Origin of the sequence: Paraburkholderia ribeironis, assembly GCF_900019265.1 — a bacterium.
Lineage (GTDB): Bacteria > Pseudomonadota > Gammaproteobacteria > Burkholderiales > Burkholderiaceae > Paraburkholderia > Paraburkholderia ribeironis.
In genome coordinates this window covers 1-15,879 of sequence record NZ_CYGX02000059.1, presented here as the reverse complement: position 1 = coordinate 15,879, position 15,879 = coordinate 1, and the positions used below count along the sequence as shown (strand labels likewise).

General features: G+C 60.7%; 15 protein-coding genes. 7 read left to right on the top strand and 8 right to left on the bottom strand.

Annotation, left to right across the window (positions count from 1 at the left end; translation table 11 throughout):
• The first annotated feature begins 207 nt into the window (after positions 1-207).
• The 4 genes from BN2475_RS24590 to BN2475_RS24575 all read left to right on the top strand — a co-directional run bounded on the left by BN2475_RS24590 (position 208) and on the right by BN2475_RS24575 (position 3,621).
• Positions 208-816: a response regulator transcription factor gene (locus BN2475_RS24590; RefSeq protein WP_094782086.1), complete on the top strand. Its 609-nt coding sequence runs from the start codon at positions 208-210 to the stop codon at positions 814-816.
• 294 nt (positions 817-1,110) lie between these two features.
• The gene (locus BN2475_RS24585) at positions 1,111-1,710 is read left to right on the top strand and encodes an Hpt domain-containing protein (RefSeq protein WP_143325893.1); all 600 of its coding nucleotides are present in this window, start codon (positions 1,111-1,113) and stop codon (positions 1,708-1,710) included.
• Positions 1,707-2,615, top strand: coding sequence for a hypothetical protein (locus BN2475_RS24580; RefSeq protein ID WP_094782084.1), 909 nt, complete (start codon positions 1,707-1,709; stop codon positions 2,613-2,615). The genes BN2475_RS24585 and BN2475_RS24580 overlap by 4 nt, the downstream gene beginning before the upstream one ends.
• Positions 2,616-3,150: 535 nt before the next feature.
• Entirely contained in the window at positions 3,151-3,621 is a 471-nt protein-coding gene (locus tag BN2475_RS24575) for a hypothetical protein (RefSeq protein ID WP_094782083.1), read from the top strand.
• Between the two features lie 397 nt (positions 3,622-4,018).
• On the opposite strand, the gene BN2475_RS24570 is transcribed toward BN2475_RS24575, so the two are convergent.
• Both BN2475_RS24570 and BN2475_RS24565 read right to left on the bottom strand, forming a co-directional pair.
• Positions 4,019-4,810 carry a hypothetical protein gene (locus BN2475_RS24570; protein WP_094782082.1) on the bottom strand — a complete coding sequence of 264 codons (792 nt, stop codon included), beginning with the start codon at positions 4,808-4,810 and terminating at the stop codon, positions 4,019-4,021.
• A gap of 199 nt (positions 4,811-5,009) precedes the next feature.
• Positions 5,010-5,648, bottom strand: coding sequence for an FMN-binding negative transcriptional regulator (locus BN2475_RS24565; RefSeq protein ID WP_094782081.1), 639 nt, complete (start codon positions 5,646-5,648; stop codon positions 5,010-5,012).
• Positions 5,649-5,772: 124 nt separating this feature from the next.
• Here BN2475_RS24565 and pdxR point away from each other — a divergent pair, with 124 nt between their 5' ends.
• Together pdxR and BN2475_RS35785 are read left to right on the top strand one after the other, a co-directional pair.
• On the top strand, positions 5,773-7,320 hold the full coding sequence (gene pdxR / locus BN2475_RS24560; protein ID WP_094782080.1) for a MocR-like pyridoxine biosynthesis transcription factor PdxR: 1,548 nt from the start codon (positions 5,773-5,775) through the stop codon (positions 7,318-7,320).
• Positions 7,321-7,337: 17 nt separating this feature from the next.
• Positions 7,338-7,598: a hypothetical protein gene (locus BN2475_RS35785; protein WP_094782079.1), complete on the top strand. Its 261-nt coding sequence runs from the start codon at positions 7,338-7,340 to the stop codon at positions 7,596-7,598.
• 24 nt (positions 7,599-7,622) lie between these two features.
• On the opposite strand, the gene BN2475_RS24550 is transcribed toward BN2475_RS35785, so the two are convergent.
• Together BN2475_RS24550 and BN2475_RS24545 are read right to left on the bottom strand one after the other, a co-directional pair.
• The gene (locus BN2475_RS24550) at positions 7,623-7,826 is read right to left on the bottom strand and encodes a DUF3079 domain-containing protein (protein WP_094782132.1); all 204 of its coding nucleotides are present in this window, start codon (positions 7,824-7,826) and stop codon (positions 7,623-7,625) included.
• A 375-nt stretch (positions 7,827-8,201) separates the two neighbouring features.
• Positions 8,202-9,257 carry a DMT family transporter gene (locus BN2475_RS24545; RefSeq protein WP_245841561.1) on the bottom strand — a complete coding sequence of 352 codons (1,056 nt, stop codon included), beginning with the start codon at positions 9,255-9,257 and terminating at the stop codon, positions 8,202-8,204.
• Between the two features lie 615 nt (positions 9,258-9,872).
• Between BN2475_RS24545 and BN2475_RS24540 the strand changes: the two genes are divergently transcribed.
• Positions 9,873-10,370: a GNAT family N-acetyltransferase gene (locus tag BN2475_RS24540; protein ID WP_425435565.1), complete on the top strand. Its 498-nt coding sequence runs from the start codon at positions 9,873-9,875 to the stop codon at positions 10,368-10,370.
• Between the two features lie 165 nt (positions 10,371-10,535).
• On the opposite strand, the gene acnA is transcribed toward BN2475_RS24540, so the two are convergent.
• The 4 genes from acnA to BN2475_RS24520 all read right to left on the bottom strand — a co-directional run.
• Entirely contained in the window at positions 10,536-13,253 is a 2,718-nt protein-coding gene (gene acnA / locus BN2475_RS24535; protein WP_094782077.1) for an aconitate hydratase AcnA, read from the bottom strand.
• A 40-nt stretch (positions 13,254-13,293) separates the two neighbouring features.
• Positions 13,294-14,745: a bifunctional 2-methylcitrate dehydratase/aconitate hydratase gene (locus tag BN2475_RS24530; RefSeq protein WP_094782076.1), complete on the bottom strand. Its 1,452-nt coding sequence runs from the start codon at positions 14,743-14,745 to the stop codon at positions 13,294-13,296.
• 26 nt (positions 14,746-14,771) lie between these two features.
• Positions 14,772-15,278, bottom strand: a complete 507-nt coding sequence (locus BN2475_RS24525) for a hypothetical protein (RefSeq protein ID WP_094782075.1) — start codon at positions 15,276-15,278, stop codon at positions 14,772-14,774.
• A gap of 104 nt (positions 15,279-15,382) precedes the next feature.
• Positions 15,383-15,879: citrate/2-methylcitrate synthase (locus BN2475_RS24520; protein ID WP_281254267.1), on the bottom strand; the 497-nt coding region annotated here is incomplete at its 5' end.

The window sequence follows — 15,879 nt, the reverse complement described above, 5'->3', positions numbered from 1 at the left end:
CATCGCCACCTCTGAAGTCATGCCAGCGAGAGGTAGCCGATCTCGTTCAAGCGTTCGCGCGAGAAGAAGCAATTCGATATTGCGGAAATTTCACTCTATCTTGCCGAAATTTTTTATCGGCAATATTGCTAGTATTTCATTTGAATTACATGCGGGCGGGTTCGATTCGTTTTGTGCCCATTGATTGATATCAAAGGCGAGCTATAAATGAAGAGAATTGTGATTATCGATGACCATCCAATCATTCTGGGAACCATAGCCAGTGTGCTGCGTGCCGATCCTGAACTGGATCTGGTCGGCGAATGCGGCGATGGTGAAGACGGCCTGAAAATGGTGCTGGCAGAACGCCCCGATCTGGTTATTCTCGATCTCGATTTGCCACGGCTCGATGGTTTATCCATGATCCGCCGCATTCGCGGCCAGAATCTAAAAACTTGCATTCTCGTTCTTTCGGCGAAGCCGGAGCATGTCATGGCGAGCTATACGCGCAATGCCGGCGCAAATGGTTATGTCAGCAAGGGCCGTGAAATGGGCGAGCTCATTACGGCACTCAAAACGGTTCTATTCGGCTACGACTGCTTCCCGGTCGATACTACCGATTCCGCAACCGAAAACGGACTAAAGTCCTTGTCGGTGCGTGAGATCGAGGTGTTGCAACACCTCGCCCGCGGCGTCAGCAATCGCGACATTGCGAGCCGCCTGTTCCTTAGCGACAAGACAGTGAGTACCTATAAGAGCCGTATTCAGGAAAAACTCGGGCTCTCGTCATTGGCGGCGCTGATCGAATTCGCTTCGTTGCATAAGCTGATCGGTTAGCGCTTGCCGTCGGTGAACACTGTGAGCCCGCCAGGTTTCTCGTCATGGGTGCGTCATTGTCGTGTGCCGTGCTGCCTCGGCGATTTTTCGCATTCCATCGTTCAGCGTGCGTTGCGGACGTCGATCCGTAAGGTGAGGGCATCTGGCTGTCTCCTGGTGCTTGCGCTGCTGTGGATGTTTCCGGCAGGCACCGAGGCGGCGCCTAACGCGCCACCATCAATCAGCACCGTGCGCCATGCAATGCACGCTGAAAATTCGCGTCAATTCGCGGCATCGAGCGCAGACGGCGTGGCAATGGCGTCGCAGCCATGGCCATCTTCACTGGCACTCGCACTGGCCCTTGTGGCGGTCGTTGCGCTGATCGGCACGTGCATATCGCGAGCCGCGTGGAAGCGGGCGGCCAAGAAACAGAAACATATCGCGGACCACTGGCTGCACCGTTGCGAAGCCGCGCAAGCGCGCGAGCAAGCAGCCCAAGTCGCCACTGCAAACCCGTCGAGCGCCGCTGTGAAGCCGACCATGATGCCACTCGATGCATCCCGAAGCGCTCCACTGGAGCCCTTTGAACATCGCTATCTGGACGCATTGTGCGAAGAAGGGGTCGATCTTTCCGCATTTCTGGACGGTTGGTGCCGTGCGATGGACGCCGACCTGGCGCGCCTGAGCGTATTGCGTCATCAGGATGATCCCGATGATCTGCGCAGCGTGCTGCATCGATTGAGCGGCGCGGTGGGTCTCGTCGGTGCGCGCGGTTTGATGGAGGGGTTGCGCCGCGCGAGTACGTCGCCGCGGGAACGGGACGCGGGGGCAATCGACGCGCTGATCGACCGTGCGAAGAGTCTTGTCAAACAGCTCGAAGCGCTGCCCGCTGTCCACCGGAGCACCGAACCTTGAACCGACCGCTTGCGCTGATTCAAGGCAATCTGGCGTTGCCGGATGCGCGGTTGCTTCGTGGTTTGCCGGCGCCTTACGGCGTCTATCGATGGCCGGCGCGAGCCGCAGCGCAGAATCGGCCCCGAGCGGCCGTATCCACTGAGGCGCAGCGCACAGGCCACGAAGCCGTGCGACTCACCGCGCCACTGGCGCGTCAGCATCCGTTTGCATCGGGTTCGAAGTTCCGTTTCTTCTACACGCTGCCGAAGCCACGTGACTATTCGTCCCGTTGGGATGCTCAACTGGCCGAAGCCCGCCAGTACCTCGAGACGGGCAACACGTTTGCGCGTTCGTCGCGTGCAGACCATGTGTTGGGCGCGGCGATCTTCGTCGCCTGCGCAATCGTGCTTACCTGGTTGCTGACAACCAGCGCAACGCACGGCGACGATCAGTCGGCAACGATTGCGACAATCCAGCCGACCGTGCCGGCGCATGTCGCACCGGAGGAGGTTCATCCGCGGGCGTCATCCCGAGCCGTACAACCCGCAGGTGAGACTACGCCGACGATCGAGGGAGGCTCGGCTCGGCACGGCGCAACCCATCGTGTCGCGAGGGCCGATCGCGCAACGGCAGCCGCACGTGCCAGCGAAGCGCGGGTCGATGAACGCCAGGCACCGGACCGCTTCGCTTATCCAGCCGAGCGGCCTTCCCTGTCTGTGCATCCCGAATGGACTACACGCTCGTCCGCCGACGGCACAATCGCGCAAGCCCACCAGCCCTCGGATCAGCCCGCGCAGCACCACGTGAAAGTCGCGCCGCGGCCAGACGCACCATCGTCGGCTGACGCCGACTGGAACGCCCACATGACTCAGCGCCGGATCACCGACAATCCGAACGCCTTCGAAGTGCCCGGCGGCCAACACTGACCGACGATAAAAGGGACATCTGCATTTGCTCGTTAATGTCGGCAGTTCTCTGCTGCATAGGAAAAATTTGGCATGCTAACCGTGCGTCGCCGACGGACGCACTTCGACCGCTGCTTCTGGTAAACCTGTCGGGATTGCAAGAGCAGGCATCAGAGTCGAGCGGCCGCCCGGTACGGCCACTCGCGGACAAATAATCGGCGGTTGCCGGCACTTAGCCATCTGCGCCGGTCAGGCCGCCGCGGGTTGCTTTCCTGACATTCGCACCAGGGCAGCACGAACGTTTGGTCCCGCTGCAAGCGTATGCGAAGATTCGCCCCGCTACTGCCAGTCAAAGTCGTTCAGAAAGTGCCCGCTGCACAGCTATCGCCGGAATAGGCCGATGTGCTTCGTCGTTTACTCATCAGGCAACTCCGTCCCGAGCGGCAAGCCCCACCACACCCAAGCCCGCGGCATTAAATTACGTAAGCGCACCAATGCGCTGGGTGACGCCGACGAACGACGTCGAAAACCTCGGGGATTCACGTGGCCATGCATCATGGACAAACTGCTTCGTTGCGGGACATTGCTCGTCTGTCTCGGCTTCGCTGCGCCTGCACTCGCGCAAACATATGACGAGCCACCGGAGCTGGCCGACAGCACGAATTGCCGCGCAATCTTCGGGCAGGTAGAAATCGACGGGACGATGCAGCAGGTCGTCGGACGTATGTGCCAGCAAAGTGATGGAACCTGGCAGATTGTGCAAAGGGAGGATGGCAGCGTGCTGTGGTATCCCGTCTCGGCCTATCCTTATCCCGGTACCTGGTGGTGGGGGCCGCCGATATTCGTTGGCACGGGGGTGATCTTTGTCAACCACTTTCATCACTTTCACCACTTCGACCACTTTCATCAGAAGGGTCACGATCACTTCGCACCAATCGGAGGGGGCTTTCATCGCGCCCCGTTCCCCGACGGTGGTATGCGTGGGGTCGGTGGCATGAGGGGATTCGGCGGAATGCATCGGCACTAGTCCAAGTGTTCCTGTGCGCGCCTCACGCAACGCTCATATCTGGTCGTCCAACGGGACCGCTCAGGAACGCATTACTCGAGCCGTTCAGGGTACGCTAGGGCAACCGGTCGCGAGCCAGTCGCGAGCCAGTCGCGAGCCGGTCGCCGGTAGTGGGCGAAGATGTCTACGTGGCTTCTAGCTGGCGCTGATGGCAAACACGTCGATCGAAAAGTCCTGGAACGCCTCTGACACATGTGCGGGTGTTTTCGGTTGAGCGCCTATCGGTCACCTCTGCTGCATCGCGATCTCATGCAGCGCCATGAGTGCGCCGTGACAAGATGACCATCCCCAAGGTTCCAGACACGTTGAACGGTGGTCGAACGAACGGTGACTCAAAGGCATCATGTGTCGTGCCGCCTCACATCATGCCGCCCATACTTCCGGTGCCTCCCATACTTCCAGTGCCGCCCACCCCGGTTCCACCGGTCCCGCTTGTGCCGGTAGGCGGCACAAGTGCAATCGGATGTGCGGCCCCCGCCGCAGCTATCAGCGTAACCGCGGCTGCGTCCGGTTCACCGTTGGTATCGATTGCGCCGCGAGCGAAAAGTGCTTCGAGATCGCTGTCCTCGCCTGGCTGACCGACAGTGAATGCGGTGGTCAGAAAATTGGGCGTGGAAAGCGTAACACCGTACCGTTGCTGCAGACTCTGGACGACAGCGGCCTGCGCAGTCAGAACGTCGGTTTGATTCTGCAGCGTCTGCTGAAACTGTGTGTTCGTCGCGAAGCCGGCGATGAGCCCGCTTTCATTCGTGCCGAGTTGCGCCGCCAGATACGACAACATCAGGTCAGTCTCCGGCGTGATGTTGTACGTGCCGCCAGCGAAGGCTGCGGAATGCAGCGTCGTCCCGCCCGAAGTCGCAGCGATCATGCACGGCATGTCTGCGCCGAAGGTCGCGTGGTAGTTTCCGTTCGCATCTGCTACGACCGACATCGAGCCCCGCGCGCAATCGATGCTAATCGTCGCGTTCGAGAGTGCCTTGCCAGTTGCCGCCGTACCGGCGATGGAAACCGTCGACAAGCTGCTTGCGCTGCCGCCAGCACTACCGCCCCCGCCACCGCCGCCGCCGCCGCAGCCAGCGAACAACGCAACGGATGCAATTAGCAGCGTCGCGCTGACAGGACGCATGACGTGCTGTTGTCGAGTGCTCATCAAAAGTCCGCCGTTGGTTAGCTTGTCGACTAAACGATTTCGCGGGGGCGTCTATTCCATCTTCGCGCAGTCCTTGATGCTGCGAACGGCCCCGCCTCGGTAAACCTTCACTTCACCCGTATGGAACATGGCAGCCCTTCCGTACGTTAATTGGGAGGCGTCGTTGCTGGAGAGATGAGGATGGCCTGATCGAACCGTTCTATTCCGACTTTTCGATAAGCCGGGCGAGCATCGCGTCGCCGATCTGGAAGTTCTCGCGCGCTTTGAGCGCTTCGCCTGCACCCTGAATATCGCGCGCTTCCTTGTTCTGGCTCAGCTTGCTTTTGCCGACCAGTCGCGTGATCTCGATCTCCAGGCCGACGATCGACTTGAGCATCGTATCGATATAGTCCTTCGGCGCGTCGGCCATCTTCCACGGTTGCGGTTGTGATGCCTCATGCGTGCGAGTCAGCCGGCCAACCACGCCGCGCACGTATCGCTCGTCATCACGAATGGTGACGCGTCCATGCGCGTGGACGACGATGTAATTCCAGGTCGGTACCTGCTTGTGGAACTCGTGTTTGCTCGGGTACCAGGTCGGGGAAATATACGCGTCTCCGGCGCGAAACACGACCAGCACCTCGTCGCCGTTTGCGACGTCCTGCCAGACCGGGTTGGCCCGCGCGACGTGCGCGCGCAGCACGCCCAATTCGCCTTCTGCCGCTGCCAGTTCGAACGGAATGTGATTGGCGTCCAGGCCGCTTTTGCCATGCGTTATCAGCGTGCCGAACGGATGTTGTGCAATCTGCGCGTGCAGAATTTCGAGGTTGGATTCGTTGAAATGGTTGGGTACGTACATATCGATTCCACTTGCTTGCCGAGGTGTCGAGGGTCAGCGATTCGAACTGCCTAAGGGCGCATTGTGGTCGGAAACTGGTTTATGCTATAGATCCAGTTTGAATAATTTTTGGTGAACCGGAATCATGGCGAGAACCGCCGGAATCGCGGAAATTCCATCGATTGGCACCTTGGATCGCGAGGCTGGCAAGCTGAGCCGTCAGGTCGCGCAGGCATTGCGAGAAGCGGTGCGCAATGGCGAGATATTGCCTGGCGATGCGCTGCCGTCCACACGCTTGCTGGCAGCGTCGCTGCAAATCGCGCGTGGTACGGTCATCGAGGCCTACGAGCAGTTGATCGCCGAGGGTTTCCTGGAATCGAAAGAGGGCGCCGGCACGCGCGTCGCGCGAGCGCTCGCCGAACCGCGACAGGCACGCGAGCCGCGCGTTATCCGCCGGCGTAGTGCGCTGCGTGGTTTGCCTGAGCCAGCGGTAGCGTTTGCGCAGATCGCGCAGGAGTTCAGGCCGCTTGCGCCGGTGCCTTTTGCGGTTTCCGTCCCCGTCGGTTTGACAGCGCCCGGCGACATCTGGCGTCGGCTCGGCAACCGTGTGCGTGCCAAGGGGCCCGGCGCGCCGGCCGGCTATACCGACCCGCTCGGCGCGTTGCCGCTTCGTGAAGCGATTGCCGGCTATGTGCGCAAGTCGCGCTCGGTGCATTGCGAAGCTGGTCAGGTTATCGTGACCAGCGGAACACAGCAGGGTCTCTTTCTTGCGTGTCAGGTGTTGCTGGGTTCGCGTGACGAGGCGTGGGTAGAAAATCCCGCCTACCGTGGCGTGACGGCCATACTCGAAAGTACGGGCCATCGCGACACAATGATTCGCGTACCGGTCGACGCTGAAGGCATCGACGTCGAAGCAGGCATCCGGATGGCGCCTCACGCGCGAGCCGCGTTCGTCACGCCGTCGCATCAGTATCCGCTGGGCATGCCGATGAGCGTGGCTCGGCGCAGCGCGTTGCTCGCGTGGGCGCGCGCCAACCACGCATGGCTGGTCGAGGACGACTACGACAGCGAGCTTCGATATCAGGGCTATCCGTTTCCATCACTTCAGGGATTGGATCCCGATCGGGTGATTTATCTCGGCACGTTCAGCAAGATCCTGTTTCCGTCGCTGCGTTTGGGTTATGCGATCGTCCCCGATGATCTGGTCGATGCTTTCTGCGGCGCGCGTGTGCTGATGGACCGTCATCCGCCCAATGCCGACCAGCACGTGCTGGCGGCCTTCATGGCCGAGGGCCATCTGGAGCGCCATATTCGCAGGGTTCGTAACGTGTACTTCGCTCATCGAGTGCAGTTGATCGAGACACTCAGCACACTGCTCCCGAAGGAACTGGCATGGGTGGAACGAGGCGACCAGGGCATGCATCTTGTCCTTTGGCTGGCCGAAGGCATAGACGATCGAAAAGTAGTTGAGCTGGCCGCACGGGCTGGAGTCGCTGTGCGTGCCGTATCGCCGACGTTTGCGCCGGGAACGGGGCGTCCTGGTCTAATCCTTGGATTCGGGGGGTTTAGCATTGCGCAGATGAAGGCGGCTGCGCAGCGGCTTGCAGCGGTTATCGCCGACGTGGCGAACTCACTCGGGCAAAGTCGCGCTGTTATAGGAAAGCCTCCGATGCGCAAGGGGCGAGATCGATAGCGAATGGAGCAAGCGTGATGCCGCGGTCTAACGAATACTGGTTTGCAGCCAAGCGCTATGGTTGGGGCTGGGGGTTGCCGACGCGATGGCAGGGATGGGTGACACTGGCCGTGTATGTCTTATTGCTTTGTTTGGCCGTTGCATTCTTTGAGCCTCATCGGCGCCCGTTCACCTTCGCGGCGACGGTCGTGCTCCTGACGCTTGTTCTTTTGGCGGTGTGCTGGCTGAAGGGCGAGCCGCCTCGCTGGCGCTGGGGAAAGGATCGGGACCGACAGTGAGCTTCCCAGTGAAGACACCGCGAATCACGGTGTAACGTTTTTGCCTGAAGCGTCAACCTTGATGTTCCAGTCGCCTTGCTCGAACCAGTCATCGCCGAGCAGTTCGGCAGGATGCTGCGTCCGGCTCTGTCCGTTGCCACATCGCATGTCGTCGGCCGGGCAGTAGTGATCGCAGCCCCAGCAGACGCGCTCAGGGCGCAGCGGATATATCGGAAACTTCTTCGCCATGGTGTCCTCGCTGAACGATCGGGCAACAGCTCGCCGCGAATAATTGTCGATCATTTGCGGCGGGGTTGAGGCATGGCAGAACGTCGCATGTGCAGTGCTGGGGGAGCGGGCAGAGGGAGAGTTGGGCTCGTGAGCTCGTGGTCGGCTGTGCGCGTTGCGCTACCTTCGCCGGGAGCCGCTGTGCGAAAACGTTCCCGTGCGCGAGCGGCAGCTTTGTGGCGTCATGGCTCGGCGGATGAAACCGGCCAGAAATTCGACCCGCGCCGCGCTGAGTACACGCACCGGGTCAAACGCGAAGATGTTTCATCCGCAAAAACCAACTTGTGGAGTCCGCCCTGTTGGAGTTTGCGACAGAATCCCCTGGTTTCGGCATGGTCAATCAAAGCTGACGGTGCCTTGAGTTGGCGCTGCTTCCCTGTGAGCCGTGCGCTGGCGACCCACTTCCAGCATGGCAATGCTGCCGACGATAAGAATCACGGCCACTACTTCCACGAGACCGACTCGCTCACCGGCAACCCAACCGATCAGAAGCGCAACAACGGGGGTGATGTAGATCGCGCCCGCAGCCGCCACGGCACCCAGTTCCTGGAGCAGGAAGTAGTAAAGAACAAATGATGCGCCCGTACCCAGCAATCCCAGACCGATGACCAGTCCCGTGACAGCACGCCAGTCCTGCAGTATCTGGCCGATTCCGCTCATGTCGGTCGAGATGAGAAGCATCAGAAGTGCGAGGCCGATTTGCCACGTCACTACGGACAAAGGGGCAAGGTTGACCGGCGAGATAAATCGCCGGACGTAGATATACGACAGCCCAAAAACTATCGATCCCGCCAGCATCCATGCAACCCCCGCAAAGCTGATCGCGTTGTCAGCACTCGCGCTCTCCCACGGACGAGCAATCAATGCGATACCGATCAGACCCAACGCTACACTGCACACCATCAGGCCATTCATTTTTTCGTTGCGAAGAAAGAGGCTTGATGCCATCGAGGTGAACAAGGGAGGCGATCCCGCCAGCACTCCGGCAATACCGGAGGGAAGAAGCGAGGTGCCCTTTGCCATTGCGAAGTAGGAGAAGGCCGTCGTCAACGCAGCCATCACCGAGAAGTGGTGCAGATAGCGCAGCTGTTCGATTCTGATTACTCTTTTACGCCACGCGAGCACTGCCAACGGCGCGAAGCCGAAAAGGACCCGCAAAAGCGATATCTGACCTGGGCTGATGAACGCAGCCGCCCATTTCATGTAGATGAAATTTGATCCCCAGAGGACTCCGAGGAGAACGAAGGCGGTATAGATTCTTATCAAGGCACGATCCGAGCGGGTAGTCATTGTTAGCCATTGCATGTGACGACAGCGAATCTCACGGCGACCGAATTGAGATTGGGCTGCCGACCGCGGTGGCAGCGCCGCGGCCGTGCCTTGCAACTTCATACGCGCCTGCATCGAGCGGGGAACGAAAATCTCAATGAGCCAGGCGAAAAAGCTCTCAAGCTTCGAAGCGAGCGACCCGTTTCAAACACATGGTTATCGCTCTTTCGGCTCTGTCGACAAACGAGTAACGCCATTCGCCGCGTCCCGCTCGTATTGCTATGTCGCTCGCCAAGTGTCGGTAGATCTACTTGAGTCGTCAACGCACTTATTTTCGCGCTCGCATGACTCTATGTAATAGGACGTACGGTGAACGCCTGGACGTCGCTACGCTGAGTTCACCGCAAGCCAGCATCGACGACGCGTGAGGCGCAGCACGCGGCCTTCGCGCGATTTGTGACGACGATTCACAAGTGCTTGTCGAATCTCGCGCTTCTGCGCGCCGGACCACATGGTCACAATATCCGCTTCGCCCTGTCATGAGCGTGGACCATGTACGACTTCGACGAGATCATAGATCGACGCCATTCCAATTCGATGAAGTGGGCCGGCGCGCGCAAGCGGCTGACCGCTGATCAATACGCCGCGGATCCGCTGTCCATGTGGGTCGCGGAGATGGATTTCCGTATCGCACGGCCCATTCGCGACGCGCTTCAGCGCGAGGTGGAACGCGTTGGCATGAACGAAGCGATGGCCTGTGTGGACGCGTTGGCCGATGTCCTGATTGATTGCGTCGAGGGCGGTGCGTCCGTGAGTTTCATGTTGCCGATCTCGAGGAGCGCCGCCGTCGAGTTCTGGCGGCGGGTGGCAGATGGCGTAGCGCGCAACGAGCGAATACTACTCGTTGCTGAAAACGCCGACGGCCGGATCGTTGGCACAGTGCAGATAATAACGGCCCAGCCCGAAAACCAGCCGCATCGCGCTGACGTTGCAAAGATGCTGGTCTGCCGTAAAGCGAGGCGCCAAGGTATCGCATTGCGCCTGCTAGCTGCGGTCGATGAGGCGGCCCGCGCTGCCGGCAAGTCTGTATTAGTCCTCGACACCGTTACCGGTGGAGATGCCGAGAGACTCTACGAACGCTCCGGTTGGCAACGTGTCGGCGATGTACCCAACTATGCGTTGATGCCCGACGGCAAGTTCTGTGGGACCACGTTCTTTCACAGGCAATTGGCTTAGCTTTTCGCGCGTTGGTCTCCCCACTCGCACAGCAACAAACCACCCGCAGACCACGCATCCCACAACAAAAAAAGCCCGACCAAAGGTCGGGCTTCAAAGTCGGCTGCGCCTTCCACAGGACGCAGCCCCTGCAAAACATCCAAGCCGTTTGCTTGACCGCTAACCTTAAGCAGCCAACAGCGAGCGCAGCACGAACGGCAGAATCCCGCCGTGCTTGTAGTAGTCGACTTCGATCGGCGTGTCGATACGCAGCAGCACCGGCACACGTTTTTCCTTGCCGTCCTTGCCGCGAATCACCAGCGTCACTTCCTGTTGCGGCTTGAAGTCAGCGCCCAGGCCTTCGATGTCATACGTTTCTTCGCCGGTGATGCCGAGCGATTGCACGCTATCCGAGCCCTTGAACTGCAGCGGCAGAACGCCCATGCCGACCAGGTTCGAACGGTGAATGCGCTCGAAGCTGCGTGCGACCACGGCCTTCACGCCCAGCAGTTGCGTGCCCTTCGCCGCCCAGTCGCGCGACGAGCCTGTGCCGTACTCTTCACCCGCGAACACGACGGTCGGCGTGCCGGCGTCGATGTACTTCATCGCTGCGTCGTAGATCGACAGTTGTTCGCCGCTCGGCTGGTGAACCGTCAGGCCGCCTTCCACGCGCGTGCCGTCAGCCTTCGCCGGGATCATCAGGTTCTTGATCCGGACGTTCGCGAACGTGCCGCGCATCATCACGTCATGGTTGCCGCGGCGCGAGCCATAGCTGTTGAAGTCGGCCTTCTGCACGCCGTTTGCCTTCAGCCACTTGCCTGCCGGCGAATCTTCCTTGATCGAGCCTGCCGGGCTGATGTGGTCGGTCGTGACCGAGTCACCGAAGATGCCCAGTGCGCGTGCGTTCTTGACCGGTGCGATGCTGTCGGCCGGGGTCATCGAGAAGTCGCTGCCGAAGAACGGCGGCTCAGCGATGTAGGTCGACTTCGGCCAGTCGTAGACCTGGCCTTCTTCACCTTCGATCTTGCTCCACAGGTCGCCCTTCTTGGTGAGCTGCGCGTAGTTCTTGCGGAACGCTTCCGCGTCCAGCGCGAACTTGAGCAGGTCGTTGACTTCTTCGCTGGTCGGCCAGATGTCGCCCAGGTAGATGTCCTTGCCGCCCTTGCCCTTGCCGACCGGTTCGGTCATCAGGTCACGCGTGATATTGCCGGCGATCGCGTAAGCGACGACCAGCGGCGGCGAGGCCAGGAAGTTCGCGCGGATGTTCGGGTGAATCCGCGCTTCGAAGTTACGGTTGCCCGACAGTACCGCTGCCGCAACGATGTCGTTCTTCGTGATCGCTTCGTTCAGTTCCGGCGTCAGATCGCCCGCGTTACCGATACAGGTCGTGCAGCCGTAAGCGGCCAGCGTGAAGCCGAGCTTGTCGAGGTACTTCAGCAGGTCGGTCTTGGTCAGGTATTCGGTGACGATACGCGATCCCGGAGCCAGCGACGTCTTGATGTGCGGCGCGACCGTCAGGCCGGCTTCGACAGCCTTCTTCGCCAGCAGGCCGGCGGCCAGCAGCACGCTCGGGTTCGACGTGTTGGTGCACGACGTGATCGCGGCGATCAGCACGTCGCCGTTCTTCACGTCCACGCCGTTGCTCGTCGTGTACTTCGCGTCGAGATCGGCTTCCTTTTTCGCAAAGCCATTGTCCGCGACCGGCTTCGAGAACAGGTCGGTGAAGGTCGACTTCACGTTGCCGATTTCGATGCGGTCTTGCGGACGCTTCGGGCCTGCCAGCGACGGAGCAACCGTGCCGAGATCCAGCGTGACGACCTTCGTGTAGTCGATATCGCCTTCCTTCGGAAGGCCGAACAGGTCCTGCGCCTTGAAGTAGTTCTGGAACGCGGCGATTTCCGCGTCCGTGCGGCCGGTGCCCTTGAAGTAGTCGACGGTCTTTTCGTCGACCGGGAAGAAGCCCATGGTCGCGCCGTATTCGGGCGCCATGTTGCCGATCGTCGCGCGGTCCGGCAGCGACAGCGAGCGCGTGCCTTCGCCGAAGAACTCGACGAACTTGCCGACAACCTTTTCCTTGCGCAGCAGTTCGGTGATGGTCAGCACCAGGTCGGTCGCCGTCACGCCTTCGCGCAGCTTGCCCTTCAGGTTCACGCCGACCACGTCCGGCGTCAGGAAGTACACCGGCTGGCCGAGCATGCCGGCTTCGGCTTCGATACCGCCCACGCCCCAGCCGACCACGCCGATGCCGTTGATCATCGTGGTGTGGCTGTCGGTGCCGACCAGCGAATCCGGGTAGTACACGGTGTCGGCGCCCTCAGCCTTCTTGTGCACGCCGCGTGCGAGGTATTCGAGGTTCACCTGGTGAACGATGCCGACGCCCGGCGGCACGACCTTGAACGTGTCGAATGCCTGCATGCCCCACTTCATGAACTGGTAGCGCTCGTTGTTGCGCTGGAATTCCAGTTTCATGTTCAGGTCGAGCGCGTTCTTTTCACGGAAGTGATCGATCTGCACCGAGTGGTCGACGACGAGATCCACCGGCACCAGCGGCTCGATCGACTTCGGGTTCTTGCCGACGGCCTTCGCGACGCCGCGCATCGCAGCGATGTCGGCGAGCAGCGGCACGCCGGTGAAGTCCTGCAGCACCACGCGCGACACGACGAACGGGATTTCGTCGACGCGTGCGGCGGTCGGCTTCCAGTTCGCCAGTTGCGTGATGTGTTCTTCGGCGATCTTCTTGCCGTCGTAGTTACGCAGCACCGATTCCAGCACGATACGGATCGAGACCGGCAGGCGGTCGATCTCGATGTTCAGTGCCTTGCCGAGTTGCGGCAGGGAGTAGAACTTGCCTTTGCCGGAACCGCTGTCGAATTCCTTGAGCGTTTTGTGGAGGTTGTGGGCCATGGTGTTTTCCTTGGTTTGATCGCGGAACTACAGTACTTGACTAGATGACGTACAGATCGACGTATTCATTGACCGGCATGGCTTCGAGCCTTGCCTGTTCGAGCGACACGTCGAGAATCGCCAGTTGTTGCTTGACCGGAAAGCGCCGCGCGAGGTTGGTCTTGAACTTCTCGACCAGTAACGGAATTCCGTCTTCGCGACGGCGCTTGTGACCGATCGGGTATTCGACTGCGACTTCATCGAACTTCGATCCGTCGTTGAATTCGATCGTCAGTGCATTGGCGATCGAACGTTTCTCGGGATCGTGGTAGTCCTTCGTGAACTGCGCGTCTTCGACACATTCCATCTTCGCGCGCAGCACATCGATGCGCGCGTCCTGCGCGATCGAATCTTCATAATCCGCGGCCGTCAGCCGGCCATGGATCAGCGGCACCGCGATCATGTACTGAATGCAATGATCGCGGTCGGCCGGATTGTTCAGCGGGCCTTTTTTATCGATGATGCGCAGCGCCGCTTCGTGGGTGCGAATCGTGATCCTGCTGATGTCTTCCACGCGCCGGCCTTGCACGGCGAGTTGCGCATGCAGCGCAAGCGCGGCTTCCACCGCGGTTTGCGCATGGAACTCGGCCGGAAACGAAATCTTGAACAGCACGTTTTCCATCACGTACGAGCCATACGGGCGCTGGAATTTGAACGCGTTGCCCTTGAAGAGGACGTCGTAGAAGCCCCACGTCTTCGCGGTGAGCACCGACGGATAGCCCATCTCGCCGGTCTTCGAAATCAGCGCGAGGCGCACCGCACGCGAGGTCGCGTCGCCCGCGGCCCACGACTTGCGCGAACCGGTGTTCGGCGCGTGGCGATACGTGCGCAGCGCCTGCCCGTCGACGAGCGCCTGCGACACCGCGTTGATCAGCTCGTCGCGCGTGAGGCCGAGCAACTGGCCGGCCACGGCCGTCGACGCCAGCTTCACCAGCAGCACATGATCGAGCCCGACCTTGTTGAAGGAATTTTCGAGCGCGATACAGCCTTGAATTTCGTGCGCCTTGATCATCGCGATCAACACGTCTTTCATCGCCAGCGGCGCTTTGCCCGCTGCGATGGCAGTGCGCGAGAGCCAGTCGGCTGTCGCGAGAATTGCGCCGAGGTTATCCGACGGATGACCCCATTCTGCGGCGAGCCAGGTGTCGTTGAAGTCGAGCCAGCGGATCATCGCACCGATGTTGAAGGCAGCCTGAACCGGATCGAGCTGGAACGACGTGCCCGGCACCTTTGCGCCGTTGGGGACGATCGTGCCCGGCACGATTGGTCCCATCAGCTTGGTGCAGGCAGGGTAGGTGAGCGCCTCGAGTCCGCAGCCGAGCGTGTCGATCAGGCAGTGACGCGCGGTTTCCAGCGCGAGCGTGCTGTCGATCGGATAATCCAGAACGTAATCGACGATATCGACCAGGACGGAATCCGGGTCGGGTCGCACGTTGGAAATCGGAGCGGACATCGGGGAGCTTTTCCTGATGACGATGATTAGTTGCTGGACTTGTTGATCGCGTTCGATTGCGTCGGAGCCGGTGCGCCTTGCTCCATCGCTGCCGTCTTGCACTCGTCGGCCAGACGCGAGCTGTCCTTGTCCTGGAACAGCATGGCCTTGGTCGGGATCACGACCAGATCCATACCGGTTGCGGCGTCGTGGAAGCGGTCGGCACCCGTGGTGGTCGATTCGCGCGGCAGCGTGTAGTTTTTGTTCGCCCAGTGAACCGTGACGACCTGGTCACGCTTCATGTCGCCCTTCAGGTCGAATGCCAGACCTTCCTTGCACGACCACTTTTCCGAGCCTTCCGGCACCGGATCGACCTTCGCTTCCTTGGCCGCGTTCGGCTTGCGTTTGATCAGGCGGCGCGGCTCTGGGCGCTTCGCAACGGCCTTGGTGGCCGGCTTGGCGGTTGCCGTGTCCGCAGCGGCGGCGTCAGTCGCGACGGTCAGCATCGTCGAGGACAGGGCGCCAATCACGGCGGCGATCATCAGCTTTTTCATGGAGAAAACCTTTCTATCTAGTTTCAGTTAAACATCGCGCGGGCTACCGGTCCTGGCGGCCGCGTGCGTTGAACTGCACGCGCTTTGACAGCGCACAGCGACCGCTATTTTCTCCTATTTAGCGGCACGTACTTTAAATTCTCCGGTCCGGTGTAATTCGCGCTCGGCCGGATGATCTTGTTGTCGATGCGCTGCTCGATGATGTGCGCGCTCCAGCCGGCCGTGCGCGAGATCACGAAGAGCGGCGTGAACATTGCCGTCGGCACGCCCATCATGTGATACGACACCGCGCTGAACCAGTCCAGATTCGGGAACATCTTCTTCGCGTCCCACATCACCGACTCCAGCCGCCCGGCAATGCTGAAGAGCTTGGTGTTGCCCGCTTCCTTCGAGAGCTTCTGCGCGACTTCCTTGATGACCTTGTTGCGCGGATCGGAGATCGTGTACACCGGATGGCCGAAGCCGATCACCACTTCCTTGTTCTCCACGCGCCGGCGGATGTCGGCCTCCGCCTCGTCCGGGCTCTGGTAGCGCGACTGGATCTCGAACGCGGCCTCGTTCGCCCCGCCGTGCTTCGGCCCACGCAGCGCGCCGATCGCGC

What these genes read in the sequence shown, in the direction of transcription:
- BN2475_RS24590 (WP_094782086.1), top strand. Translation starts at nt 208, where the DNA reads ATGAAGAGAATTGTGATTATCGATGACCATCCAATCATTCTGGGAACC.
- BN2475_RS24585 (WP_143325893.1), top strand. Translation starts at nt 1,111, where the DNA reads ATGGCGTCGCAGCCATGGCCATCTTCACTGGCACTCGCACTGGCCCTT.
- BN2475_RS24575 (WP_094782083.1), top strand. Translation starts at nt 3,151, where the DNA reads ATGGACAAACTGCTTCGTTGCGGGACATTGCTCGTCTGTCTCGGCTTC.
- BN2475_RS24570 (WP_094782082.1), bottom strand. Translation starts at nt 4,810, where the DNA reads ATGAGCACTCGACAACAGCACGTCATGCGTCCTGTCAGCGCGACGCTG.
- BN2475_RS24565 (WP_094782081.1), bottom strand. Translation starts at nt 5,648, where the DNA reads ATGTACGTACCCAACCATTTCAACGAATCCAACCTCGAAATTCTGCAC.
- pdxR (WP_094782080.1), top strand. Translation starts at nt 5,773, where the DNA reads ATGGCGAGAACCGCCGGAATCGCGGAAATTCCATCGATTGGCACCTTG.
- BN2475_RS35785 (WP_094782079.1), top strand. Translation starts at nt 7,338, where the DNA reads ATGCCGCGGTCTAACGAATACTGGTTTGCAGCCAAGCGCTATGGTTGG.
- BN2475_RS24550 (WP_094782132.1), bottom strand. Translation starts at nt 7,826, where the DNA reads ATGGCGAAGAAGTTTCCGATATATCCGCTGCGCCCTGAGCGCGTCTGC.
- BN2475_RS24545 (WP_245841561.1), bottom strand. Translation starts at nt 9,257, where the DNA reads ATGAAGTTGCAAGGCACGGCCGCGGCGCTGCCACCGCGGTCGGCAGCC.
- BN2475_RS24540 (WP_425435565.1), top strand. Translation starts at nt 9,873, where the DNA reads ATGAACGAAGCGATGGCCTGTGTGGACGCGTTGGCCGATGTCCTGATT.
- acnA (WP_094782077.1), bottom strand. Translation starts at nt 13,253, where the DNA reads ATGGCCCACAACCTCCACAAAACGCTCAAGGAATTCGACAGCGGTTCC.
- BN2475_RS24530 (WP_094782076.1), bottom strand. Translation starts at nt 14,745, where the DNA reads ATGTCCGCTCCGATTTCCAACGTGCGACCCGACCCGGATTCCGTCCTG.
- BN2475_RS24525 (WP_094782075.1), bottom strand. Translation starts at nt 15,278, where the DNA reads ATGAAAAAGCTGATGATCGCCGCCGTGATTGGCGCCCTGTCCTCGACG.